Source organism: Streptomyces natalensis ATCC 27448, from assembly GCF_000935125.1.
Lineage (GTDB): Bacteria > Actinomycetota > Actinomycetes > Streptomycetales > Streptomycetaceae > Streptomyces > Streptomyces natalensis.
The window spans coordinates 15,985-39,626 of sequence record NZ_JRKI01000023.1 but is presented as its reverse complement, the minus strand read 5'-3'; the positions used below and the strand labels follow the sequence as shown (position 1 = coordinate 39,626).

General features: G+C 71.9%; 18 protein-coding genes and 2 pseudogenes. 10 read left to right on the top strand and 10 right to left on the bottom strand.

What is annotated here, in order from left to right; all coding sequences use genetic code 11:
- Window positions 1-26: 26 nt before the first annotated feature.
- Window positions 27-1,475 carry a Gfo/Idh/MocA family protein gene (locus SNA_RS14050; RefSeq protein WP_030072917.1) on the bottom strand — a complete coding sequence of 483 codons (1,449 nt, stop codon included), beginning with the start codon at window positions 1,473-1,475 and terminating at the stop codon, window positions 27-29.
- A gap of 399 nt (window positions 1,476-1,874) precedes the next feature.
- On the opposite strand from SNA_RS14050, the gene SNA_RS14045 reads away from it, so the two are divergent.
- Window positions 1,875-3,251, top strand: a complete 1,377-nt coding sequence (locus SNA_RS14045) for an alpha-amylase (RefSeq protein ID WP_030072915.1) — start codon at window positions 1,875-1,877, stop codon at window positions 3,249-3,251.
- Window positions 3,252-3,283: 32 nt separating this feature from the next.
- Here SNA_RS14045 and SNA_RS14040 read toward each other — a convergent pair whose 3' ends face one another.
- Both SNA_RS14040 and SNA_RS14035 read right to left on the bottom strand, forming a co-directional pair.
- Entirely contained in the window at window positions 3,284-6,214 is a 2,931-nt protein-coding gene (locus SNA_RS14040; RefSeq protein ID WP_044365278.1) for an FAD-binding and (Fe-S)-binding domain-containing protein, read from the bottom strand.
- Between the two features lie 31 nt (window positions 6,215-6,245).
- A complete protein-coding gene (locus SNA_RS14035) occupies window positions 6,246-6,701 on the bottom strand; it encodes a MarR family winged helix-turn-helix transcriptional regulator (RefSeq protein ID WP_030072909.1) in 456 nt (151 codons plus the stop codon).
- Between the two features lie 151 nt (window positions 6,702-6,852).
- Between SNA_RS14035 and SNA_RS14030 the strand changes: the two genes are divergently transcribed.
- Window positions 6,853-8,700 carry an ABC transporter ATP-binding protein gene (locus SNA_RS14030; RefSeq protein WP_044365276.1) on the top strand — a complete coding sequence of 616 codons (1,848 nt, stop codon included), beginning with the start codon at window positions 6,853-6,855 and terminating at the stop codon, window positions 8,698-8,700.
- A 135-nt stretch (window positions 8,701-8,835) separates the two neighbouring features.
- Here SNA_RS14030 and SNA_RS14025 read toward each other — a convergent pair whose 3' ends face one another.
- Window positions 8,836-10,038 carry an SGNH/GDSL hydrolase family protein gene (locus tag SNA_RS14025; protein WP_044365275.1) on the bottom strand — a complete coding sequence of 401 codons (1,203 nt, stop codon included), beginning with the start codon at window positions 10,036-10,038 and terminating at the stop codon, window positions 8,836-8,838.
- 390 nt (window positions 10,039-10,428) lie between these two features.
- Here SNA_RS14025 and SNA_RS14020 point away from each other — a divergent pair, with 390 nt between their 5' ends.
- Window positions 10,429-11,019, top strand: a complete 591-nt coding sequence (locus SNA_RS14020; RefSeq protein ID WP_063752991.1) for an NUDIX domain-containing protein — start codon at window positions 10,429-10,431, stop codon at window positions 11,017-11,019.
- On the opposite strand, the gene SNA_RS14015 is transcribed toward SNA_RS14020, so the two are convergent.
- From SNA_RS14015 to SNA_RS14000, 5 genes and pseudogenes are all read right to left on the bottom strand, one after another.
- Window positions 10,910-11,659, bottom strand: a complete 750-nt coding sequence (locus tag SNA_RS14015; protein WP_051877547.1) for a hypothetical protein — start codon at window positions 11,657-11,659, stop codon at window positions 10,910-10,912. The two genes, SNA_RS14020 and SNA_RS14015, sit on opposite strands and share 110 nt — an antisense overlap.
- A 244-nt stretch (window positions 11,660-11,903) precedes the next feature.
- Window positions 11,904-13,280 carry a hypothetical protein gene (locus tag SNA_RS43825; RefSeq protein ID WP_241779645.1) on the bottom strand — a complete coding sequence of 459 codons (1,377 nt, stop codon included), beginning with the start codon at window positions 13,278-13,280 and terminating at the stop codon, window positions 11,904-11,906.
- A 161-nt stretch (window positions 13,281-13,441) separates the two neighbouring features.
- Window positions 13,442-14,107: a LutC/YkgG family protein gene (locus tag SNA_RS14005; protein WP_044365273.1), complete on the bottom strand. Its 666-nt coding sequence runs from the start codon at window positions 14,105-14,107 to the stop codon at window positions 13,442-13,444.
- A pseudogene (locus SNA_RS39515) lies at window positions 14,104-14,548 on the bottom strand (lactate utilisation protein LutB domain-containing protein); the annotation flags it as partial. The gene SNA_RS14005 and the pseudogene SNA_RS39515, both read right to left, overlap by 4 nt.
- Before the next feature lie 121 nt (window positions 14,549-14,669).
- On the bottom strand, window positions 14,670-15,434 hold the full coding sequence (locus tag SNA_RS14000; RefSeq protein ID WP_044365271.1) for a (Fe-S)-binding protein: 765 nt from the start codon (window positions 15,432-15,434) through the stop codon (window positions 14,670-14,672).
- 177 nt (window positions 15,435-15,611) lie between these two features.
- Here SNA_RS14000 and SNA_RS13995 point away from each other — a divergent pair, with 177 nt between their 5' ends.
- From SNA_RS13995 to SNA_RS13970, 6 genes are all read left to right on the top strand, one after another.
- Window positions 15,612-16,913, top strand: coding sequence for an MFS transporter (locus SNA_RS13995; protein WP_044365269.1), 1,302 nt, complete (start codon window positions 15,612-15,614; stop codon window positions 16,911-16,913).
- 707 nt (window positions 16,914-17,620) lie between these two features.
- Window positions 17,621-18,403 carry an MHYT domain-containing protein gene (locus SNA_RS13990; RefSeq protein ID WP_037793875.1) on the top strand — a complete coding sequence of 261 codons (783 nt, stop codon included), beginning with the start codon at window positions 17,621-17,623 and terminating at the stop codon, window positions 18,401-18,403.
- Between the two features lie 168 nt (window positions 18,404-18,571).
- The gene (locus SNA_RS13985) at window positions 18,572-20,974 is read left to right on the top strand and encodes a sensor histidine kinase (protein WP_078969901.1); all 2,403 of its coding nucleotides are present in this window, start codon (window positions 18,572-18,574) and stop codon (window positions 20,972-20,974) included.
- Window positions 20,971-21,390, top strand: coding sequence for a roadblock/LC7 domain-containing protein (locus SNA_RS13980; RefSeq protein WP_030072061.1), 420 nt, complete (start codon window positions 20,971-20,973; stop codon window positions 21,388-21,390). Before SNA_RS13985 ends, SNA_RS13980 begins: the two co-directional genes overlap by 4 nt.
- A gap of 10 nt (window positions 21,391-21,400) precedes the next feature.
- A complete protein-coding gene (locus SNA_RS13975; protein ID WP_030072060.1) occupies window positions 21,401-21,781 on the top strand; it encodes a DUF742 domain-containing protein in 381 nt (126 codons plus the stop codon).
- On the top strand, window positions 21,762-22,397 hold the full coding sequence (locus tag SNA_RS13970) for a GTP-binding protein (protein ID WP_241779644.1): 636 nt from the start codon (window positions 21,762-21,764) through the stop codon (window positions 22,395-22,397). The genes SNA_RS13975 and SNA_RS13970 overlap by 20 nt, the downstream gene beginning before the upstream one ends.
- Window positions 22,398-22,519: 122 nt before the next feature.
- Here SNA_RS13970 and SNA_RS13965 read toward each other — a convergent pair.
- Window positions 22,520-22,933 (bottom strand): annotated as a pseudogene (locus SNA_RS13965) (pyridine nucleotide-disulfide oxidoreductase); the annotation flags it as partial.
- 53 nt (window positions 22,934-22,986) lie between these two features.
- Between SNA_RS13965 and SNA_RS13960 the strand changes: the two are divergent.
- On the top strand, window positions 22,987-23,409 hold the full coding sequence (locus tag SNA_RS13960) for a YjbQ family protein (protein ID WP_030073596.1): 423 nt from the start codon (window positions 22,987-22,989) through the stop codon (window positions 23,407-23,409).
- Window positions 23,410-23,642: the final 233 nt, after the last annotated feature.

Here is a 23,642-nt window from a genome sequence, read left to right as displayed (position 1 = left end):
GTGTGGGCCTCCGGTGGTGTGCGGGCTCATTCCTCCGGCTGGTGTGAATCCATTCCGGGCCGCGCCTTCCTCCACAGCCCCCGGGTGAAGTCGGGAATCTCCTGCGGCGCGCCGTTCGCCTTGATCGAGAGGTCGCTCAGCGGTACGGGCGCCGACCAGGTCGCCGCGTCGTACACGTCGAAATCCGGTACCAGGCCCAGCCGCATGCACTGCATCAACCGGAAGACCAGCATGTAGTCCATGCCGTCGTGGTCGCCGGGCGGGTTGGGGTGCTCCTTCCAGAGCCAGTGGTCCCACTCGGCGTACTGGCCGAAATCGCCCCATGCGTCATTGCTCTGGTCGGGCTCGATATAGATCCGCTCGGGGTAGTCCTCGAAGAGGCCCTTGGTGCCCGCGAGGCTGTTGATGCGGCTGTAGGGGTGCGGGGTGGAGACATCGTGCTCCAGCCGGATCACCCGGCCCTTGGAGGTCTGGACGAGGCTGATCGTCCGGTCGCTCTCGATGTACGACTCCTTCCAGCTCGGGTCGTTCGGCGGCAGGTGCTCCTTGCGGTACGCCGCCAGGCCCCGTGCGGGGGTGCCGACGCTGGAGATGCGTACGGCCCGGTCACCGCGGTTGAGGTCCATGTAGTTGGCCACCGGGCCGAAGCCGTGGTTGGGGTAGAGATCGCCGCGCAGCCGGGTGTGCCACAGACGGCGCCACGGCCCCTCGTAATACGCGGGGTCGAACATCAGGCCCCGCAGATCGTGGATATAGGCGCCCGCACCGTGCAGTAACTCGCCGAACAGGCCCGCGTGCGCCATTCGCAGCACCCGCAACTCGTTCCTGCCGTAACAGCAGTTCTCCAGCTGCATGCAGTGCCTGCGGGTTCTTTCGGAAAGATCCACCAGTTCCCACAGCTGCTCCAGACGCAGCGAGAGCGGGCACTCCACGCCCACATGCTTGCCGTTGAGCAGCGCGGTCTTCGCCATCTCGAAGTGCCGGTCCCACGGCGTGGCGGCATAGACGAAATCGATGTCGGCGCGCTTGCAGAGGTTTTCGAAATCGTGGTCGCCGTGTGTGTAGACGGCGGGCGCGGGCCGGCCGGCGTCGGTGACCTTCTTGGCGGCCTTGGCAACCTTGTCCTTCACCGGGTCGCACAGGGCGACGACGCGTACGCCCGGCACCGCGAGGAACAGGTCGATCATGCTGCCGCCGCGGTTGCCGAGGCCGATGATGCCGACGCGTACGGTGCTGCGCCGCTCGAACGGCACCCCGATCATGGTTCGGCTCCTGGCCTCCGGGGCCGCGGCCGCTGCGGAGGGGCCGGTGGCCCCGGTCTTCGGTGCGGCCGCCACGGTGCCGCCTGCCGTGAGCTGGCCGCCCAGGCCCAGCCCGGCGCCCGCGGCGCCGGTGGTCCACAGGACCGTACGGCGGCTGGGGCCCGCCTTCTCGTCATGGCCGGGTGTGTGGTTCCGGTGGGGTGCCTCGTTCATCGGTCCTCCAGGGGAGCGGATGGTGCGCGGGGCATGCGTGAACCTCGGTCAGGACCTTGGCGGGTGGGCCACCTGGGCCACAAGAGGGCAAGTTGGACTCTTGGGGCGGCGTGCTTGGACTCTTCCGCGACCGCCGGCCGGACGTCGTCGTGGCATCGCCGCAAGGGTGGTCACCGTCTTGCGGCAAGCGCCGCAAGCAGCACCTTTCGCAACTTGCTGAAAAGCCTTGCGGAAAGGGTTGACGTGTCCACGAGGTAAACGGCAGTCTCCCTTACGGAATCCCCGGCGGATCCCGAGCGGATCCGGCTGCGGATTCCCAACCCCCCTCGGCGGCCTGGCGCGTGGCTGCTCTCAAGGGTGCGGTGTGCCTGCCGCACCCGTTGACGAAGGAGCCGCACCATGCAGCATCGTTCCCGCGTGCTGGGCGGGGCGCTGGCCGGAGTGCTGGCCGCGACCGGCCTGGCCACCCTCGCGCCATGGCCCTCGCAGGCCACCCCACCAGGTGAAAAGACCGTGACGGCCACCCTGTTCGAGCGCAAGTTCACCGACGTCGCCACGGCATGCACCCACCAGCTGGGCCCGGCCGGCTACGGCTATGTCGAGGTCTCACCCGCCTCCGAGCACGTCCAGGGCGACCAGTGGTGGACCTCGTACCAGCCCGTCAGCTACAAGATCGCCGGGCGGCTCGGCGACCGGTCCGCCTTCGCCGCCATGGTGAAGACCTGCCACGGCGCGGGCGTGAAAGTGATTGCAGACGCCGTCATCAACCACATGGCGGCCGGATCCGGTACGGGCACCGGCGGCACCCAGTACTCCAAGTACGCCTACTCCGGCACCTACGAGGACAAGGACTTCCACGCCTGTCGCAAGAACATCTCCGATTACACCAACCGGGACGACGTCCAGAACTGCGAACTGGTGGGTCTGGCCGACCTCGACACCGGCAGCGACCACGTCCGTACCACCATCGCCAAGTACCTCGACGATCTGCGGTCGCTGGGCGTCGACGGCTTCCGGGTGGACGCCGCCAAACACATCTCCGCCACCGACCTCGCCGCCATCAAGGCCAAGATGAGCGACCCGGGTTACTGGGTGCAGGAGGTCATCTACGGATCCGGCGAGGCCGTCCGGCCCGACGAGTACACCGGCATCGGCGACGTCGACGAATTCCGTTACGGCGCCCACCTCAAGAGCGCCTTCCAGGGCGGCAACATCGCCCAGCTCAAGTCCGTCGCGGACGGCAAACTCGGCAGCGACAAGGCCCGTACCTTCGTCGACAACTGGGACACCGAACGCAACGGCTCGACGCTCACCTACAAGGACGGCGGGTCCTACACCCTCGCCAACGTCTTCATGCTCGCCTCGCCCTACGGCTCGCCCAACGTCTATTCCGGCTACGAGTGGTCCGACAAGGACGCGGGCCCGCCCAGCGGCTCCGGCGGCTGGACCGACGAGCACGCCAAACGGGAGATCACCGGCATGGTCGGCTTCCGCAACGCGGTGGGCTCCGCCGAGCTGAGCGACTGGTGGGACAACGGCGGCAGCGCCCTCGCCTTCGCCCGGAAGGACAAGGGCTTTGTCGCCCTCAACAACGGCGACGGCGACCTGAAGCAGACCTTTGCGACCTCGCTGCCCGCCGGCACGTACTGCGATGTCGTCCACGCGGCGCCGTCCGCCTGCGGGGGGCACACCGTCACCGTCGGCGACGACGGCAAGGCGGAACTCACCGTCCCGGCCAGGAGCGCCGTGGCCCTGCACGTGGGCGCCAAGAGCTGACCGGCGGTTCCCCAGGGCGGGCCACACCGGCATCAGTCCGGCCGGGTGGCCCGCTCCAGCTCCATCAGCACCGAGTAATAGCCCCGCCCGCCGGTCGCATGGTCCATCCCCACCTCGCACATCCGGTTCGCCGACAGATGCGCATCGAAATGCCGCGCCGTGACCTCGGCCGCCTCCTTGGCCGTCGCCGACTCCGTCAGCTCCTTGTGCAGCATCCCCCGGTCGCCCGCGAACGCACAGCAGCCCGCATCGTCGGGCACCACGACCTCCCGCGCACACGCCCGCGCGACCTCCCGCAGCCGCTCCTCGATGCCCAAGTGCCGCATGGAGCAGGTGGGATGGAGTACGGCGGAGCCGACCGTGCGCAGGATCTCCAGCCGCGGCAGCAGCTCCTCGGCGGCCCAGACGACGGAGTCGACGACGGTCAGCTCGGTGTGCAGCGCGCGGTTGTCCGGCGTCAGATACGGCACCACCTCCTCGGCGAGGCCGAGCGTGCAGGACGAGGCGTCCACGACCAGCGGCAGCCGCCCGCCGGCCGTCCAGCCCCAGGCCGCCTCCACGATGCGGTTCGCCATCACGCGGTTGCCCGCGTCGTACCCCTTGGAGTGCCAGATCGTGGCGCAGCACGTCCCCGTCACATCCTCCGGGATCCACACCGGGCGGCCCGCCCGCCGCGCCAGCGCCACCACCGCCTGGGGGAGTGAGGGGCCGCGGTATCCGTCCGGTGCGCCGAAGATGCGGTTCACACACGCGGGGTAGTAGACGGCCGTTGCCCCCGCTTTGCGGGTGGGCGGCAGCGTACGGGCCGCGGCGCCCGGGATCTGCGGCAGCCACTCGGGCACCAGGTCCGGGCGCACGGCCCTGCGCACCGCGCCGGTCGCCGACACCAGCAGCCGGTCGCCGATCCGGTCCGCGGCCGCCACCGCCAGCCGCGCGGACCGCTCCAGGGTCCCGAAGTGCCGGGCGCACTGCGCGGCCGCCCACTCCTCGCGCGGTGAATGCCGCCGGTGCCGGAAGTCGCGCATCATCGCGCCGGTGTCGATGCCCACCGGGCAGGCCAGTTTGCAGGTCGAATCGCCCGCGCAGGTGTCCACCGCGGCATAGCCGTAGGAATCCAGCAGCTCGGCCGTCACCGGTGAGCCGGGCGGCTGGCGCATCATCTCGCGGCGCAGCACGATCCGTTGCCGGGGTGTGGTGGTCAGGTCCTGGCTGGGGCAGGTCGGTTCGCAAAAGCCGCACTCGATACAGGGATCGGCGACCGCCTCGACCTCCGGGATGGTCTTGAGGCCGCGCAGATGCCCTTTTGGGTCGCGGTCGAGCAGTACCCGGGGGGCGAGGATGCCGTGCGGGTCGACGGTCTCCTTGATCCGCCACATCAACTCCGTTGCCCGCGGCCCCCATTCGAGTTCCAGGAAGGGCGCGATGTTCCGTCCGGTCGCATGCTCGGCCTTCAGCGAGCCGTCGAAGCGCTCGACGGTCAGCCGGCAGAACGCGTCCATGAAGGCGGCATAACGCTCCACGTCCCCGGGCTTCGCCGCGTCGAAGGCGAGCAGGAAATGCAGATTGCCGTGCGCGGCGTGCCCGGCGACCGCCGCATCGAACCCGTGCCGGGCCTGGAGTTCCAGCAGCGCGGCGCAGGCGTCCGCGAGCCGGGGCGGCGGCACCGCGAAGTCCTCGGTGATCAGCGTCGTCCCGGCCGGCCGGGAGCCGCCCACCGCCGTCACGAATGCCTTACGGGCCGTCCAGTAGCCGGCGATGGTGCCCGCGTCCCGGGTGAGGGCATTGGTGACGGAGGCCACCGGCGCGATCAGTTCCAGGCCCGCCAGGACCCGCGCGGCGGCTTCCTCGTACGCGGCCTGCGCGGCCTCGTCCGGCGCCCGGAACTCCACCAGCAGCGCCGCCGTCTCCTTGGGCAGCCCGGCCCAGTCCGCCGGCACCCCGGCCACCTGCACCGAGGCCCGCAGTGTATTGCCGTCCATCAGCTCCACGGCCCGCGCGCCGGCCTCGGTGAAGGCCGGTACGGCCGCGGCCGCGGCGCGCAGCGTCGGGAAGAACAGCAGGGCGCCGGTGGTGTACCGGTCCAGCGGCAGGGTCTCGAAGACGGTCTCGGCGATGAAGCCGAGCGTGCCCTCGGAGCCGACCGCGAGACCGCGCAGGATCTGCACCGGGGTGGCCCCGTCCAGGAAGGCGTCCAGTCGGTAGCCGTTGGTGTTCTTGATCGCGTACTTGGCGCGGATCCTGGCCACCAGCTCCGCGTCCCCCGCGATCTCGGTCTTCAGTGCCAGCAGCCCCGCGCACAGCGCCGGTTCGGCATGCGCCAGCATCTCGTCGGCCCGCGGATCTGCGGTGTCCACGACCGTGCCCGAGGGCAGTACGAGGGTGAGCGAGGACAGCGTCCGGTAGGAGTTGCGGGTGGTGCCGGCCGTCATCCCCGAGGCGTTGTTGGCGACCACCCCGCCCAGCGTGCAGGCCACGGCGCTGGCCGGATCGGGTCCGAGCAGCCGGCCGTGGCGGGCGAGGGCGGCGTTTGCCCGCAGCACCGTCGTGCCCGGCCGGATGCGGGCGCGGGCGCCGCCGTCGAGCACCTCGATCCCGCTCCAATGACGGCGCACATCCACCAGGATGTCCTCGCCCTGCGCCTGGCCGTTGAGCGAGGTCCCGGCGGCCCGGAAGACGAGATGGCGGCCGTCGGTGTGCGCATACGCGAAGAGCGCCGCGATGTCGTCGAGGTCCTCGGCGAGCACCACCACCTGGGGCACGAAGCGGTAGGGGCTGGCGTCCGAGGCGTAGCGGACCAGGTCGGAAAGGGAGTGCAGCACCTTGTCCGGGCCGAGCAGGGCGATCAGATCGCCGCGCAGCGGCTCGGGCGTGCCCGGTGCCCGCCGGGCGGCGACCCGGTCGTGGGCGGGCGGTGCGGAGGTGGTGGGACGCAGGGACTCGGGCCCGGGCTCCAGCAGGGGCATGGCGGCACTCCTCCGATGACGGCGCGTCAGGTCAGTGCGGTTCCCCCGGCCCGTCGACCAGGGTGGACAGCAGACCGCCGAGCACCTCGCGCTGGTCGGCGGTCAGGGGAGCCAGGATCTCCTCCGCCGCGGCCCGGCGGGCGCTGCGCAACGCGCGCAGCGTCGAGCGGCCGGTGTCGGTCAGCTCGATCCGTACCACCCGGCGATTGGCCGGATCGGGCACCCGGCGCACGGCGTCCTGCGCCTCCAGCGCATCCACCAGCGTCGTCACCGCCCGGGGGACCACCTCCAGCCGCTCGGCCAGATCGGCCATCCGGGGCGGGGTGCCGCGGCAGTGACCGACGATGCGCAGCAGCCGGGACTGGGCGGGGGTGAAGGCGATGTCCAGGTGGGCCATATGACGCTTCTGGGCGCGTTGCAACCGGCGGGTCAGCCGTACCAGCTGCTCGGGGAGGTTCGTGGCGACCGTCGGCTCGGGGGTGGGCATGGCACGAGGATATCAGGACCTGGTTCATTGTGAGCTTAGGTAACAATGAGCTAAGCTCCATAAAATCCTTCGGCGCACCGCACGTCCTTAAGCGCACCGCGCCGCCCCTTCGTCTGAGCCGTTCCCCGTCCTCCCACCCTCGTAGGAGCCCATGCATCCCCACGATCCCGACTGGACCCCACCGCCCAAGGACCCCGACGCACCACCGGTCCAGCTGCGGCGGATCCTCGCCCTCTTCCGCCCCTACCGCGCCCGGCTGGCCCTGGTCGGCCTGCTCGTCGGCGCCTCGTCCCTCGTCTCGGTCGCCTCGCCCTTCCTGCTGCGCGAGATCCTCGACGTCGCGATACCGGGCCGGCGCACCGGGCTGCTCACCCTCCTCGCCCTCGGCATGATCGCCACCGCCGTCACCACCAGCGTCTTCGGCGTCCTCCAGACCCTGCTGTCCACGACCGTCGGCCAGCGCGTGATGCACGATCTGCGTACCGCCGTCTACGCCAAGCTCCAGCGGATGCCGCTGGCGTTCTTCACCCGCACCCGAACCGGCGAGGTGCAGTCCCGTATCGCCAACGACATCGGCGGAATGCAGGCGACGGTCACCTCCACCGCCACCTCCCTGGTCTCCAATCTGACCTCGGTGGTCGCCACCGTCGTCGCCATGATCGCCCTCGACTGGCGGCTGACCGTCGTCTCGCTCCTCCTGCTGCCGGTGTTCGTCTGGATCAGCCGCCGCGTCGGCAACGAGCGCAAGAAGATCACCGCCCAGCGGCAGAAGCAGATGGCCTCGATGTCCGCGATGGTCACCGAATCGCTCTCCGTCAGCGGCATCCTGCTCGGCCGCACCATGGGCCGCGCCGACTCCCTCACCCGCACCTTCGCCGACGAGTCCGAGCGCCTGGTCGGTCTGGAGGTCCGCGCCAACATGGCCGGCCGCTGGCGGATGGCCACCATCGGCATCGTCATGGCCGCCATGCCCGCTCTGATCTACTGGGCGGCGGGCATGGTCCTCCAGCTAGGCGGCCCGGCCTTCTCCCTGGGCACCCTGGTCGCCTTCGTCTCGCTCCAGCAGGGCCTGCTGCGGCCCACCGTCTCGCTGCTGACCACCGGCGTGCAGATGCAGACTTCCCTGGCCCTCTTCCAGCGGATCTTCGAATACCTCGATCTGCCCGTGGCCATCACTGAACCGGCCGAGCCGGTGCGGCTGCCGGCCCCCCGCGGCGAGATCCGCTTCGAGAACGTGTCGTTCTCCTACGACGCCGAGGCCGACGCCACCCTCCACGGCATCGACCTGACCGTCCCCGCCGGCGGCAGCCTCGCCATCGTCGGCGCGACCGGCAGCGGCAAGAGCACCCTGAGCTATCTGGTGCCCCGCCTCTACGACGTCACCGGAGGCCGGGTCACCCTCGACTGCCAGGACGTGCGCGACCTCTCCTTCGACACCCTCGCCCGCGCGGTCGGCGTGGTCTCCCAGGAGACCTACCTCTTCCACGCCTCGGTCGCCGACAACCTCCGCTTCGCCAAGCCGGACGCCACCGACGACGAGATAGCGCGGGCCGCGAGGGCTGCCCAGATCCACGACCACATCGCGGCCCTCCCCGACGGCTACGACACCCTCGTCGGTGAACGCGGCTACCGCTTCTCCGGCGGCGAGAAACAGCGCCTCGCCCTCGCCCGGACGATCCTGCGCGATCCGCCCGTCCTCGTCCTGGACGAGGCGACCAGTGCCCTGGACACCCGTACCGAGCACGCCGTCCAGCAGGCCATCGACGCGCTGTCCCGGGACCGCACCACGCTCACCATCGCGCACCGCCTCTCCACCGTCCGCGACGCCGACCAGATCGTCGTCCTGGACGCCGGCCGGATCGCCGAACGCGGCACCCACGACGAGCTCCTCGCCGCCGGCGGCCGCTATGCCGCCCTGGTACGCCGCGACGCCCACCGGGCCGACGAGCGTGACGCACACCTCACCGCGGACGCCGATCCACTGATGACCGCTAAGTGACTCGCGGGTAAGGTCTCTCTCGCGGCGGCCAGTTACCTGGTCGGGGCGGCCGCCGCACCTTTTCGTCGCCGGACGGGCGCCGTTGGCCGGGGGACCGGCGGTGGTGTTCGGGCGGGGCGGCCCCCGCCCGGTCGTTCAGAGGCTGGTGAGGTCCACCGCGGCGGCCATCTGCCGGTAGCCCTCGTCACTGGGGTGCTTGTGGTCGCCGCTGTCGTACGCCGGTGTGAGTGCTTCCGGGTCGTCCGGGTCCGCCAGCGCCGTGGCGAAGTCGGCGATCGCGTCGAAGGCGCCCGAGCCGCGTATCCAGGCGTTGATCTCCTGTCGCTTCGCCTCGGCGGCCGGGGTGTGGTACTCGGCTCCCTTGAACGGCAGGAGGGTGCCGCCGATGATCCGCACGTCCGCCGCCCGCGCCTGGGCGATCAGGTCCCGGTACCCCGCGATCAGTGCGGCGGCCGGTTGGTCCGGTGCGGGCTTGTACGTCGGCAGGTCGACCTCGCTGAACCCGATGTCGTTCAGCCCCACCAGGACGATCACCGAGCGCACACCCGGCCGGTCCAGCACATCGCGCCGGAAGCGGTTGTCGGCCCGCTCCCCGAACCATGCCGAGTCGTTGAGCAGCAGATTCCCGCCGATGCCCTGGTTGAGCACCGGCCTCGGCATCCCCGCGGCGGCCAGCCGCTCGGCCAGTGCGTCCGGGTAGCGCCGGTCGGCGTCGAGGGTCGAGCCGAACCCGTCCGTGATCGAATCGCCGAACGCCACCACCGCATCCCGCCTCGCCGGACCGCCGTCCGCCAGCTCGACGGCCGCGAGGTGATACCAGGACCGGGTCGTCTCGCCGAACGCCGCCGGGTCCGGGTCCGTCAGCCGGTCGCCCGCGGCGCGGTAGGCGGTGGCATACGCCTGGGCGTGGAAGGTGGCGGGCCCCGTCGGCCGCGCGAAGTGCAGCGAGACGGTCAGGGAAGCGAACGGCTCGGTGAACGGCGCGGCGGTCAGCTCTGCGCCCAGCTCGGCGGCGTCGCTGTGGACCTCGCCGCCCGCCGGGATGCGGACGGACGCGGCGCCGCCGAAGGTGAGCCGCCGGACCGTACTCTCCTGCACCGCCGCGCCCTTGTCCGTACGGGCCAGGGTGGCGCCGGTCACCTCCAGCGGGGCGCTCCCGTACCGGTTGGAGAGCCGGATCCGGGCCCGGGTGCCGGAGCCGGTCACCCGGACGACCTGGCGCAGGGTGTGGCCGGCGAACCCCTCCAGGGACCAGTTCGGGTGGAAGCCCTCGCTGGGGCGCTGTACGGCCGCGGCCCAACCTGCATGCCAGACAAGGGAGTTGCTGTTGTCGTTCATGGCGGTACTCGTCTCTCCGTTGATCGTCCGGTGGCGATGACAGGGAGTCTTCCGGCCGGTGCGAGGGTCACCCAGCCCTCTGTGCTTGGTACGCAGCGGATGCCTACCAACGGCAGGGTCACCCTCGGGCCCGGCGGGGGCGCTCAGCTCCGGCGCCGGGGCGTGGCTCCCGCCTTCGGCGGGCGGCCGACGAAGAGGACGGTCCCGTACGGCACTTGGGCACCATCCGTACGCCACATCGCCCTGTCTCCCGCACCACGTGGCCGCCCCCCTGTGCGCCCATGCAACCCGCCCGGGTCCGCGGAGACCGGTCCGCCGAAAAGGCCCCGCCGGTACGGTGGATCTCCGTATCGGGCCAGGAGCCCGTCCCCTCGGATTGCGAGACGTCTGATGAATCAGCCCGCAGCCCACACCTACCTGGCCTCGGCCGTGGTGGTACACAATGCGCGCGTCCTGATCGTGCGCCGCAGCTACAGCGAACGCTTTCTGCCCGGCGCCTGGGGCGTACCGTGCGGCAAGCTGGAGCGCGGGGAGTCCGCCGCGAGCGGCGCCCTGCGGGAGCTGAAGGAGGAGACCGGCCTGCTCGGTGCCATCATCGCGCACACCGGATCGTCCGCCTTCCTGAGCGACTATCAGGGCCGTCGCGTCCGCAACCACCAGGAGAACTTCGCCGTCCGCCCGCTCACCCTGGACGTGGTGCTGCCCAGCGCGGACCAGGCGTACCTCTGGGCCCGGCCGTCCGAGCTGGCCGACATCGGGGTGGACGCCTACAACATGAACGTGATCCGGCAGGCCCTCGGCGGGCGGCTGGATGCGTCCGGCCTCCCCGGCCCGGCGGCGGCCGGTCCGCTGCGGTTCGCTCCGGCCCCGTTCAATAGCCCAAAGACCGGGCCAGGGCGTCGAGTTCGGCAAGATAGGCGGCCGGCGCCAGTGGAGTCTTGGGCGGTGGATCCGGCCGCCCGGCGACGCCGTTACTCCTGACGGGGGCGAAGACATCGGTCACCGTGCGCTGCGCCGCGGTCTCCAGGAACAGCGTGACGGTCGGTTCCTCGCTCACCACACGGTGCAGCGCCCGCGCGTCCAGGCCGTAGCTGCTCCCGGCGCCGTAGCGCTCGTCGCCGGTCAGTCGCAGCCGTGCGGCGCCGATACGGTGCAGCCGCCATGCGCCGCCGGGGCCGTCGATGGTCTCGCGGTAGGCGACGGCGGGTAGGCCGTCGGCCCCTGCGCCGGGCGGCGGCCCGTCCACGGGGTCGTGTGCGAGCGGCTCATAGCACTCCATACGGACCCGGCCGCGCACCACCGCCGAGGCGATGGCGCAACGGTGGTTGTGGATGTCCTCGGGCGCGGGGCCCGGTCCGCCGTGCCACAGATGCACCCGCAGCATGTAGCGCGGGGCGCCGCCGAGCAGTAACAGCTTGTCGAAGCCCAGCACATGGCGGTACGAGAGCCGGGTGCAGCCCGCGAGGTCCTGATCGCCCGCGGATAATCGGCGCACCAGCGGGCCGAGCGTGTCCGGGTGGGCCAGCAGGGCGATCACCGCCCGCGCCGCCTCGGGCGACGGCGGCCACGGTCCGCCGCCCAGCCGGTCCACCAACAGCCGCCGGACGTCCTCGATCTGCATGCCCGCCTCCCGTTCCCCGGCTCACCCGTCTCGCTCGCCACGCCCCCGTACCCCGCAACCACCGCCGACCACCCGCCCACGTCCGGCGGACCCGTACCTCTCACGTCCGGCGGACCCGTACGCCTCACGTCCGGCGGACCTGTACCTCTCACGTCCGGCGGGCCCGCCCGCCTCACGTCCGGCGGGCCCGCCCGCCTCACGTCCGGCGGGCCTGTACGCCTCACGGCCGACGGCCCCGCCCGCCTCACGGCCGGTGGGCCATCAGCGCATAGCGGCGCAGCACCGACAGCCCCTGATACGTCATCCACACCGGATGTCCCATCGGCCCGTCCTCCCAGCGCCACACCCCGCCCCGCTGCATCCCCGACACCCGCGCCACCGCGCCCCTCAGCTGTGCCTCCCACGCCGTCGCCCCGGCGCCGTCCGCCGCGACCCGCCGCGCCCCGTCCGTCATCAGCGCACGGGCCACCCAGGCCGCCGCGAAATGCCGCACCGACAGCAGCTCCTGATGCAGCGGATCGTCGCTGCCCGGTCGTCGTACCTCCTCCTGGCAGTTGTCCAGATCGGCCGCGCCGCCCGCCAGCAGCCAGCGCAGCCCCTCCTCGCGCACCGCCCGCTGCCGTTCGTCCTCGCCCAGCACCCCCGCCGCCCGGTCCAGCGCCACCACCGCCCGCGCGGTATGCGCCGCCGACGGCGCCGGATTGCCGCGCCCGGTGGCCAGCGCCGCACCCCAGCAGCGGTGCTGGCCGCGGGCGGGATCGGCGGTGGCGCCGTTGACCAGCACCGTGCGCAGCCCGTCCAGCGCGGCCGAGCCGGGCGCGGCGCGCAGCAGCCCGCGCAGGACATTGGTCACCACATAGGTGTTGGCCAGCCCCGGCGCATCGTGCTCCGGATCCAACAGCGCCTCACAGGAGCGGACTTCGGACTCCAGCAGCCGCGGATCGGCCCCGGCCCGCGCCAGCGCACCCAGCACGATCGCACTCACCTCGGGGCGCGCCCCGCTTCCTTGCGACCGCGCGGCCCAGCCGCCGCCGGGCAGCCGCAGCCGCCACAGCGTCTCGGCGACCTCCCCGACCCGTATTCGGCCGTCCAGCGGCGCGATGTCCAGCAGGAGATGCAGACCGTAGGCCGTACCGAACGCCGTGGGATGCACCGGCGGATCGCTCTCGGCGAGGGAGTGCGGCCAGCCGGAGAGCGGCCCTCGGCCGGGCACGTCGATCACTGACAGGCCGCGCCGCAGCGCCGTATACGCACCGTCCATCAGCTCCGGCAGCGAACCGGCCGGCGACGGCGCGAGCGCGGGCGCCGCCGGCCGCGCCCCGGCCGCGGCGCGGGCATGCAGCAGCGCCGCCGCCAGCCAGACCGCCGCGCCCGTCCCGGCCCCGGCCGCCGCCGCCACGCAATACCGCGCCGCCTCGCCCGCCAGATGCTGCGGCAGGAGCCCGAACAGCGCCTGGAACACCGCGAACGCGGCAGCCGGCGCCCCGAGCCGGCCGAGCCAGGTGAGCAGCCGGGAGGGGACGGGGGGAGGCGGGACACCCGGCGTCACCGCCGGAACGGGCGCGGGCACCACACCGCCCGCGCCGGACATCCATGGCCGTACGCGCTGCCGCAGCATCATCTGCTCCCTCCCCCCGGACGGCACAACACCGCACCGCATACGCGGATTTGGCATCCCGATCAGTGTAAAAGTCCCCACTGACAGCGGGGTCGCACACCTGTCCAGGCCGGGGAGAGCGGCCTATTTCCGCCGCGGGGGCGACGGGCCGACGATCCGGCCGCTCAGAGCGACGGCCCGGCCCCGCCGCCCGTCAGCAGAATCACCTCCAGGGTCCGAGGCCCGTGCACCCCCTCGACCCGGTCGAGCTCGATATCGCTGGTCGCCGACGGGCCGGAGATCCCCGTCAGCGGGCGCCGCGGATCCAGCCGCGCCAGCGCCTCGGGCACCGACCCGACGACCTGGTCCGGCACGCGGACGACACAGAGGTGATGGTCGGGCACCAGCGTGATCCGGCGCCGCCCCTGGTCGGGCCCCGCGTCCAGGACGAGGGTGCCGGTCTCCGCGACGGCCACCGCACAGCCGGTCACCACGCTGTCCACGGCGTCGAGTTCACGGGCGGTGGCCGCCGCGCGGTCAGGAACACGGGTGGCATCCGCGGCGGCCATCCACCACGGCTCCAGCCCCGCCGGCACCGCCACCGTCCGCGCCCCGCGACGCGCCAGCAGCGTGCCGATCAGCATCGCCAGCCCCTCGGCATCGCTGCGGTGCACGACCGCCCGGTAGTCCGCGAGGTTCTCCGCGAGCAGCTCGACGGTCTCCTCGGCCGTACGGGAGCCGTGCACCCGCAGGTAGTCGCGCCGGACCGGTACCCGCTCGGGCCGCTCGCCGCCCGGCACATCCGCCAGCGCGCGCCGCACCCGCCCCAACACCACGTCCCTGCTGTTCACTTGCCCTCTCCTCCCTGCCGCGCGGACGCCGTGCCGGTGCCGCGGGTGCGCTGCCACCAGTCGCGGAACGACTCGGCCGGTACGGCCGGGAGTTCGCGGGTCTGCGACCAGGCCCGCCCCGGCCCCGGCAGCCGCCGCGGATGGAGGCGCCGGGTGCGAGCGGCAAGGCGCGTCCCGGCGCGGAGCGCGCGGGGTGATCGAAGACCCAGCCCGCGGCCCGCATCGCCGCCCGCTCCGCGGCATGCCCCCTGGCGGGCCTGAGGACCGTCCGCGTCCCGCGCCGGGTCACCTCGCCGCCCTCCACCACCCGTTCCCGCAGGTGCACCAGCACCTCGGGAATGTCGATGGCCACCGGACACACCTCGTAGCAGGCCCCGCATACAGCGACGACGCATACGGCAGAGAGGACTCCAACGCACCCTACACACCCCGCAGTTGGGGAGCCGGGCCCGTTTGCCGCGGATGGTGCGGGTGGCGTGGGTGAGATTGGCGCGCAGCCGGCCGTCGCGGGTGGCGGCGGCCGCGGCCTGGGGGAACGCGGGCATGCCGAGGTCGGTGCCGCTCATCGCAGGATCCCTTCCGTGGCGTCCTCCGTACTGGCCAGGATCTCGGCGATATGGACCGGGCGAACCGGGGATCCCTGCCGGGCGAGGGTGCCGCCGATGTGCAGCAGACAGGAGTTGTCGACCGTACAGACCACTTCGGCGCCGGTGCCGGTGAGGTGCCGGACCTTGTCGGCGCCCATCGCCGCCGAGACCGCAGGATTCTTCACCGCGAAGGTGCCGCCGAAACCGCAGCACTCCTCGGCGCCCGGCAGTTCGCGCAGCTCCAGCCCCCGGACATGGGACAGCAGGCGCCGCGGGCGGTCTCCCAGGCCCAGCATCCGCAGACCATGACAGGTGGGGTGATAGGTGACGGTATGCGGGTAATACGCACCCACATCCTCCACCTTCAGCACGTCCACGAGGAATTCGCTGAGTTCATACGTCTTGGGCACCGCCGGCGCCGCGGCATCGGTGAGCTCCCGGCCGCGCCCTTCGGCAGCCGCCTTCGCACCGATCCGCGGATAGTTGTCGCGCACCATCGCGGCGCAGGAGCCGGACGGGGTGACGACGTATTCGTAGTCCTTGAACGCCCGGTCGAAGCGGCGTACCAGCGGCTCGGTGGCATGCCGGTAGCCGGTGTTGAACCGGGGCCGGCCGCAGCAGGACTGCTCGGCGGGGAATGCGACCTCGACCCCCAGACGTTCCAGGAGCGTGACCACCGCCTGGCCCGTCCGCGGATGGAGGATGTCGTTGATACAGGTGACGAACAGTGCTACGCGCACGGTGTCCTCTCCTTTCGGCCGCCGCGGGCTCTGGCGGCCGGCCGTTCCACCGGTACATGATCACCTGTCGGCTCATCCTGCCCCAGCGGCAGGCCCAGGAGAAGAACCGGGCGGCCGGCCGTGAACGGGCCGTGCGAACGACCGTAGGACCGTAAGCAGGACGGGAAGCGGAGGACCATGCCGAGCGCACAGGAGACAGCACCGGACCGGACGGTCGACGACGGCCGCCCGCCGTCACGGCTGCGGCAGCTGGCCGCGGCGTCGGTCGGCAACGCCGTCGAGTGGTACGACTGGTACGCCTACTCCTTCCTGGCGGCCTACTTCGCCGAGCAGATCTTCCCCAAGAGCAGCGGCAACTCCCTGGTGCCGCTGCTGTCCTCCTTCGCGGTCTTCGCGGTCGGCTTCTTCATGCGGCCGGTCGGCGGGCTGGTGATGGGCGCGGTCGCCGACCGCCGCGGCCGGCGCAGCGCGCTGACCCTCACCATCCTGCTGATGGGCGGCGGCAGCCTGCTGGTCGCGCTCACCCCCACCTATGCGAGTGCCGGGGTGCTCGCGCCCGTCGTCCTGGTGATCGCCCGGCTCGTCCAAGGGCTTTCGGTGGGCGGCGAGTTCGCGGCCTCCACGACGTTCCTGGTCGAATCGGCCGGACCCGGCAGGCGCGGACTGTTCTCCAGCTTCCAGTACGTCTCCACCAGCATCGGCCAGCTGCTGGCGTCCGGGATCGCCGCGCTGCTCGCCGGGCAGCTCAGCGACCGGCAGATGGGGCAGTGGGGCTGGCGGGTGGCGTTCCTGGTAGGGGCGGTGCTGAGCCTGCTCGGGCTGTGGATCCGGCGAGGCGCCCAGGAGACCAGGAGTGCCGAACGGCAGGCCGAGCGCCCCGGGCTCTTCGAGGCGCTGCGCCGCCATCCCCGGCAGTCCCTGCTGATCTGCGGCATCACCGTCGGCGGCACCATCGCCTACTACACCTGGACCACCTACCTCCCCACCTATGCCCAGGTCAACGCAGGCTTCGACAAGGGCGATTCGCTCACCGTCGGGACCCTCTCGCTGGCGTTCTTCGCCGTGCTGCAACCGCTGGGCGGACTGCTGTCGGACCGTATCGGCCGTAAACCGCTGCTGCTCGGCTTCTCGCTGGGTTTTGCCGTCCTGGCGGTGCCGCTGCTCCATCTGGTCTCCGCCGCCTGGATCTCGTTGCTGCTGGTGCAGTGCGCGGGCATGGTGCTGCTGACCGGCTACACGGCCATCGCCGCGGCCGTGAACGCCGAGGTGTTCCCCGCGCGGGTGCGGGCGGCCGGAATCGGCTTCCCGTACTCCCTGACCGTGGCCGTCTTCGGCGGCACCGCCCCGTATGTCGGCACCTGGTTCCAGCAGGCGGGGAACGCCGGGCTGTTCCCCTGGTATGTGGCCGTGCTGTGCCTGGTGTCGTTCGTCGTCTATCTGGCGCTGTCGGAGACGGCGCGGCAGCCGCTGGAGAAGTAGCCCGCCGTACGGACGGCAAAGCGCCGCCCCTCCCGGGACAGGGAGGGGCGGCGCCGTGTTGCCAGGTACGTCAGACGAGCCAGCCGACGAGGTGGAGGACGCCGGCGAGCACGTTGGTGAGGATGTTCATCTGGCTTTGTCTCCTTGAAGCATGTGTGTGGGACCAACTCCCCGGCCCAGCAAGGGATGTCGACCGGAGGCACGGTGACGGTCTGCAGCCCGTCACTTGCGCCCCGTAAGCATCACTCGATGCGTTGCGCTTGCGAAAGCCCTTTCAGAATCGATCACGCTTTCTGGCGAACACTCGCGCACACGTTCGTTTGTTCCCATGTTTCGGATCGGTGTCGAGTGGATGACGTGCCGCCAGGTCGCCCCTATCGGCCCGCTTTTTCCCTTTCGGGGCGCATAGCGGGATCACGCCCCGTGACGGTCGCGATGTCCCGTGACCTTTCTCATTGGCGATTTTCCTTGCCGAAATGGCGGCCGGCTGTCAGCGGTCCGGAATTGACGCGCAATCAGGAGTGCCGGTGCCGGGGCATTGACGGACATTTACCGGCGCCGCCGCCACGGAACTCGCCAGTAGTGCCACGCTGCGTGAAATGCCCCCGTATTCCTGCGCGAATCAATCGCGAGATGTGCACGACTTTCACAAGACGATCACGTGTTAGCGTCCGTCGCCGCGAACCGAATCCGCGAAAGGAAACTCCGTGGGCCACATGCACCACTTCAGCGCGGGCTGGGTATCCCCCGTCCTCGCCTATGCGATGGCGTGCGTAGGATCCGCCCTCGGCCTGCGCTGCACGGTAAGGGCGCTCGCCGCCACCGGCCGCGCCCGGCGCAACTGGCTGCTGACCGCCTCCGTCGCCATCGGTTCCGGCATCTGGACCATGCACTTCATCGGGATGCTCGGATTCGGCGTCACCGGCACCCCGATCCGCTACGACGTCCCGCGAACCGTCCTCAGCCTGCTGGTCGCCATGGCGGTCGTCGGCGCCGGCGTCTTCGCCGTCGGCCATGGCTCGGCCCGGCTGCGCTCGCTGCTGCTCGGCGGCCTGGGCACGGGCGTCGGCGTGGCGGCCATGCACTACCTGGGCATGGCCGCGATGCGCCTGCACGGCCACGTCACCTACGACCCGGCCCTGGTCGCGCTCTCCGTCCTCATCGCCGTCGCCGCGGCAACGGCCGCGCTGTGGGCCGCGCTCAGCGTGCGCGGCGTGGTCGGCGCGGCCATCGCCTCCGTGGTGATGGGGCTCGCCGTCACCAGCATGCACTACACCGCAATGGCCGCCGTGCACATCCGGCTGGCGCCCTCCCGCGCACCGCTTCCCGGGGTCACCCCCATGGAATTCATCTTTCCCCTGACCGTCGTCCTCGGCTCCTTTCTCTTTCTCACCGTGGCCTTTGTCGCATTGTCGCCGACCGCCCAGGAACGTGCCGCATCCGCCTCCGCGCAATCGCTCCGCGAAGCCGAACTCCCCGCTTCTCTCTGACCTCTTGAGGATTTCATGCACGCACCACAGAGCACGGGCCATTCCGGGCCCGAAGGGGGAACGCCGCCGCCCAAGTCCGGTAATACGGGCGGCAATTACGGCCGCCACCGGACGGCCCGCCGCGCGCCACACCGGGCGCCCCGCATCCCTTTCGTGATGCCCCGGCTGATGCCCCGATCCGTACGGTCGAAGATCGTCGCGCTGCTGATGGTCCCCGTCGTCTCACTGATCGCCCTGTGGGCCTTCGCCACCGTCACCTCCGCGCGCAGCGTCTCCGACCTCAACCGGCTCAAGGAGATCGACACCACCCTGGTGATCCCCGTCGGTGACTTCATCGCCGCCGTACAGGACGAACGCAGCGCCGCGGCCCGCGCCGTCGCCGCACCCGACGCCGAACGGCAGCAGACCCTGCGCGACCGCCGACGGGCCACCGACGCCGCCGCGACCGCACTGCGCGACGGCGTCAACGGCGGCAGCGCCGACGCCGCGGACGTCGACCCCCAACTGCCCGGCCGCATCGACCGCCTGATGCGCGATGCCGCCCAACTGACCGCGCTCCGCGCCCGGCACACCACCGGCAAGGACGCCACCGACCGAACGACCGGCGCCTACGGCGAGATCGTCGACCACGGCCTGGCCACCCTCGGCGCGCTGAGCGGCCTCCAGAACCCGCCCGGCGCCTCGCAGCCGCGCGTCGTCCTCGAACTCGCCCGCGCCCGCGACGTCCTCTCCCGCGAGGACGCGGCCCTGGGCGCCGCGCAGGCCGCCGGACGGATGTCGCCCGCCCAGTTCGACGCCTTCACCGGCGCGGCGCACACCCAGCGCGACCTGTTCGCCGGCGCCGTCGACGACCTGGCGCCCGCCGACGCCGCCGCCTACCACCGGATCCTGAACGGCACCGCCTACCGCGATCTGCGGTCCGCCGAGGACGCCGTACGCGACGCCGGTCCCGGCATCCGCGCCGCCACCGCCGTCCCCGCCGCCGACTGGAGCGACGCCCACGGCACCGTGCTGCGCGCCCTGCGCACCGCACAGCGCTCGGCGGGCACCGCCGCGGCCCGCACCGCCGACCCGCTGTCCCTCGGCACGCTCGGCGGCTCCGGCCTCGCCGTGGTCCTGGGCCTGGCAGGTGTGCTGCTCTCCCTGCTCATCTCCGTCAAGATCGGCCGCCGGCTCGTCATCGAGCTGGAGGAACTGCGCAACTCAGCCCTGCGCGTCGCGGGCCGTGACCTGCCCCGGTCGCTGCGGCGGCTGTACGCGGGCAAGTCCGTGGACATCGACGCCGTCGCCCCGCTGCCCGCCGACCGCGGTGCCGGCCGCGACGAGGTGGGCCAGGTCGGCGAGGCCCTGGTGGCCGTGCACCGCACCGCGCTCAAGGCCGCGGCCGACCGCGCCGAGGCGCTCAGCGGAATCTCCGGCGTCTACGTCAGCCTCGCCCGCCGCAGCCAGCTGCTGGTGCACCGTCAGCTCGCCCTGCTCGACACCATGGAACGCCGTACCGAGGACCCGGCCGAACTGGAGGACCTCTTCCGCCTCGACCACCTCACCACCCGGATGCGCCGGCACGCCGAGAGCCTGATCATCCTCTCCGGCGCCGCGCCCGGCCGCGGCTGGCGGCATCCCGTACCGCTGCTGGACGTGGTGCGGGCCGCGGTCGCCGAGGTCGAGGACTTCGCACGGGTCGAGGTGAGCGCCGTCGCCGAGGTCCGGCTGGCCGGCGGCGCGGTCGCCGACCTGACCCATCTGCTGGCCGAACTGGTCGAGAACGCCGTGACGTTCTCCCCGCCGCACACCAAGGTGCAGGTCCACGCCGAGCGGGTGGGCACCGGCCTCGCCCTGGAGATCCACGACCGCGGGCTCGGTATGAGCACCGAGGCGCTGGACGAGGCCAACCGCCGGATCGCCGACGCCGACGAGATCGACCTCCTGGACACCGAACGGCTCGGCCTCTTCGTGGTCAACCGTCTCGCCCATCGCCAGCAGGCGCGGGTGACCCTCCAGCCGTCGGCCTACGGCGGCGTCACCGCCGTGGTGCTGCTGCCCGACGACGTACTGGCCGAGGCCGCGCCGGACGACGGGGGAGCACCGGAGGAGATGACCTCGCTGTACCACCGGCGGCGTCCGGCCAGGGCGCGGGCGCTCGGCGCCGCGATCAGCCGGCCCGCCGCGCTCCCGGCAGCGCCCGAGCCGCCCGTAGCAGGGACCGCACCCGCCCCGGAGGCGCCCATGTCCGAGCGGCCCGCCCCGCCGGAGCCCGCCCCGGCCGACCTCGACGGCCCCCTGCCCCGCCGCGTCCGCCAGGCCAGCCTCGCGCCGGACCTGCGCGACGAGCCCCAGCACAAGCCGGAGTGGGTCCCCCGCACCGAAGTCACCGCCGCACCGCGCCGCTCCCCGGAACAGGCCCGCGCCACCATGGCGTCCCTGCGCGCCGGCTGGACCCGCGGCCGCGCCGCGACGGCGCCGCGCGACGGTGCCCACGGGCCGATCACCCCCGACGACGCCACCCCCGACGACGCCACCCCTGACGACGCCGCCCCCGGCCACGACCCCCAAGGAGAAACCGCCCCATGACCACCGACCAGCACCAGCACCCTCACCTCTCCGGTGAACTCAACTGGCTTCTGGACGACTTGGTGTCCCGGGTACTGGAGATCCGCTGCGCCGTCGTCCTGTCCGGTGACGGCCTGGCCGTCGGCACGTCCGGCGGGCTCACCCGCGAAGACAGCGAACGCTTCGCCGCCATCGCCTCCGGTTTCCACAGCCTGTCCAAGGGCGTCGCCCGGCATTTCGCGGCCGGCCAGGTCATCCAGACCATGGTCGAGCTGGAGGGCGGCTTCCTCTTCGTCGTGGCGGCGGGGGACGGCTCCTGCCTGGGCGTGTTCAGCAGCGCCGAGGCCGATATCGGCCTGGTCGCCTACGAGATGGCCCGCCTGGTCAAGCGCGTCGGCGAGCACCTCGCCACGCCCGAGCGCGCCGGAGTGGAGTGACCGGCCGCCCATGAGCGACTCCACCCCGCGCTGGTACGACGACGAAGCGGGGCCGATGGTCCGGCTCTATGCGATGACCGCGGGGCGGGCCAGGCCCAGCAGCGAGGCCTTCGCGCTGATGGCCGTCGTACAGGCCGAATCCCGCCCCGCCACCGGCAACCCGCCGGCGCTCTCGCCCGAGCAGCGGGCCATCCTCGCACTGTGCGGCGAACGCCCCCGCCCGGTGGCCGAGATCGCCTCCGACTCCGGACTGCCCCTGGGGGTGGTCCGCGTCCTGCTGAGCGATCTGCTGGCGGCGGAACTGATCTGCGTCAACCGCCCTGTTCCGCCTGCCCAGTTGCCCGCCACGCACCTTCTCAAGGAAGTGATTGATGGACTCCGCGCGCTCTGATTCCGTGCGCTCCCACCCCCCGGGCTCCGCCCCCGCCTCCTCCTTCATGGCCCTGAAGATCCTGGTGGCCGGCGGTTTCGGCGTCGGCAAGACCACCCTGGTCGGCTCCGTCAGCGAGATCCGCCCGCTCAGCACGGAGGAGCGGCTGACCGAGGCCGGCCGCCCGGTCGACCGGCTCGACGGCGTCGAGCACAAGACCACCACGACCGTGGCGATGGATTTCGGCCGGATCACCCTCCACGACGACCTGGCGCTGTATCTGTTCGGCACCCCGGGCCAGGACCGCTTCTGGTTCCTGTGGGACGAGCTGGCGCAGGGCGCCCTCGGCGCGGTGGTACTCGCCGACACCCGCCGCCTGGCCGACTGCTTCTCGGCCATCGACTACTTCGAGCACCGAGCCATCCCCTTCGTCGTCGCCGTCAACTGCTTCGACGGCGCCCGCGCCCACCGCCCCGACGAGGTCGCCCGCGCCCTGGACCTCGATCCGGGCACCCCCGTACTGCTGTGCGACGCACGCGACCGCGCGTCCTGCAAGGAGGTGCTGATCGGCCTGGTCGAGCATGCGGCGGCGTCGTACGAGGCGCGGCTGCGGCCGGGGGTGGGGTCGGGTGGTTGATTGCGGGTGGTTGATTGCCGGGTGGTGGTGACGGCGTCGTGTGCCGGGAGTTCGGCCGGAGGTGGCGTATGGCGGTCTCGTGCGAGGTGCGGTTGCGGCCCGGGGCGCGGTCGCGCGGCTGATCACCGGGCCGCGGCCACGGTGTCGCGCACCAGCAGCTGCCGGACGTCGCGTACGGCGGCCCGGCCCGCCCGGTTGGCGCCGATGGTGCTGGCCGACGGCCCGTAGCCGACCAGGCGCACCCGTGCGTCGCGCAGCGCGCGGGTGCCCGCCATCTGGATGCCGCCGCCCGGCTCGCGCAACTTGAGCGGCGCGAGATGGTCGATGGCGGCGCGGAACCCGGTCGCGTACAGGATGACGTCGGCTTCGACGGTCCGCCCGTCCGGCCACACCACCCCCGTGGGCGTGGTCCGCTCGAAGAGCGGCAGCCGCTCCAGAACGCCGCTCTCGCGGGCCCGCCGGACGGCGTCCGTCATGGCCGGCCCGGTCACACCGACCACGCTGCGCGGCGGCAGCCCCTTGCGCACCGGCTCCTCGCCGTCCGGGCCGCATACCCGTGGGGTTTGGCTGTCTCTGAGAAGATCCGCACATGGCTGAGAGCTTCACGACACGAGAGATCGACGTCAGGACCGGCTCGCATGAGACGGTCTACGACCTGACCGGGGAGTGCGCGTCCTTCTTGCGGCATGTTGCCCAGGGCCGGGACGGGTTGCTGAATGTCTTTGCACCTCACGCCACTATGGGAGTAGCGCTGCTGGAGACGGGAGCGGGCAGTGACGATGACCTGTTGTCCGCGCTCCACGATCTTCTTCCGGCGGACGACCGATGGCGGCACAAGCACGGGAGCCCCGGCCATGGTCGTGACCACGTGCTTCCCGCCCTCGTGCCACCGCACGCCACGTTGCCCGTGGTCGGCGGTGAACTGGCCCTTGGAACCTGGCAGTCTGTCTGCCTTGTGGACACCAACATCGATAATGTCAACCGTCAGGTTCGACTGAGCTTCCTGGGCTGACCAAGATCGTCCTGGGGGTGGCCGCGAAATCTCCGTACCTTGCGTGTTCGAAACGGAGAAGCCTTGCGCGGTACGGACCTGGACATGATCGAACGACCCTACGACGGATGCGGGAAATGCCTGCTCGGTGTGCGGCGGCTGTCCCGCATGAAGCTGGCCACCTCCTCCCAGGAGCGCCAGCGGGAGGATGTGCTGACGGCCGCCGCGTCCGTCGGCGGCCACATCATCGGCCG

Coding starts and splice junctions, on each gene's coding strand:
- SNA_RS14050 (WP_030072917.1), bottom strand. CDS start 1,475: ATGAACGAGGCACCCCACCGGAACCACACACCCGGCCATGACGAGAAG.
- SNA_RS14045 (WP_030072915.1), top strand. CDS start 1,875: ATGCAGCATCGTTCCCGCGTGCTGGGCGGGGCGCTGGCCGGAGTGCTG.
- SNA_RS14040 (WP_044365278.1), bottom strand. CDS start 6,214: ATGCCCCTGCTGGAGCCCGGGCCCGAGTCCCTGCGTCCCACCACCTCC.
- SNA_RS14035 (WP_030072909.1), bottom strand. CDS start 6,701: ATGCCCACCCCCGAGCCGACGGTCGCCACGAACCTCCCCGAGCAGCTG.
- SNA_RS14030 (WP_044365276.1), top strand. CDS start 6,853: ATGCATCCCCACGATCCCGACTGGACCCCACCGCCCAAGGACCCCGAC.
- SNA_RS14025 (WP_044365275.1), bottom strand. CDS start 10,038: ATGAACGACAACAGCAACTCCCTTGTCTGGCATGCAGGTTGGGCCGCG.
- SNA_RS14020 (WP_063752991.1), top strand. CDS start 10,429: ATGAATCAGCCCGCAGCCCACACCTACCTGGCCTCGGCCGTGGTGGTA.
- SNA_RS14015 (WP_051877547.1), bottom strand. CDS start 11,659: ATGCAGATCGAGGACGTCCGGCGGCTGTTGGTGGACCGGCTGGGCGGC.
- SNA_RS43825 (WP_241779645.1), bottom strand. CDS start 13,280: ATGATGCTGCGGCAGCGCGTACGGCCATGGATGTCCGGCGCGGGCGGT.
- SNA_RS13995 (WP_044365269.1), top strand. CDS start 15,612: ATGCCGAGCGCACAGGAGACAGCACCGGACCGGACGGTCGACGACGGC.
- SNA_RS13985 (WP_078969901.1), top strand. CDS start 18,572: ATGCCCCGATCCGTACGGTCGAAGATCGTCGCGCTGCTGATGGTCCCC.
- SNA_RS13980 (WP_030072061.1), top strand. CDS start 20,971: ATGACCACCGACCAGCACCAGCACCCTCACCTCTCCGGTGAACTCAAC.
- SNA_RS13975 (WP_030072060.1), top strand. CDS start 21,401: ATGAGCGACTCCACCCCGCGCTGGTACGACGACGAAGCGGGGCCGATG.
- SNA_RS13970 (WP_241779644.1), top strand. CDS start 21,762: ATGGACTCCGCGCGCTCTGATTCCGTGCGCTCCCACCCCCCGGGCTCC.
- SNA_RS13960 (WP_030073596.1), top strand. CDS start 22,987: ATGGCTGAGAGCTTCACGACACGAGAGATCGACGTCAGGACCGGCTCG.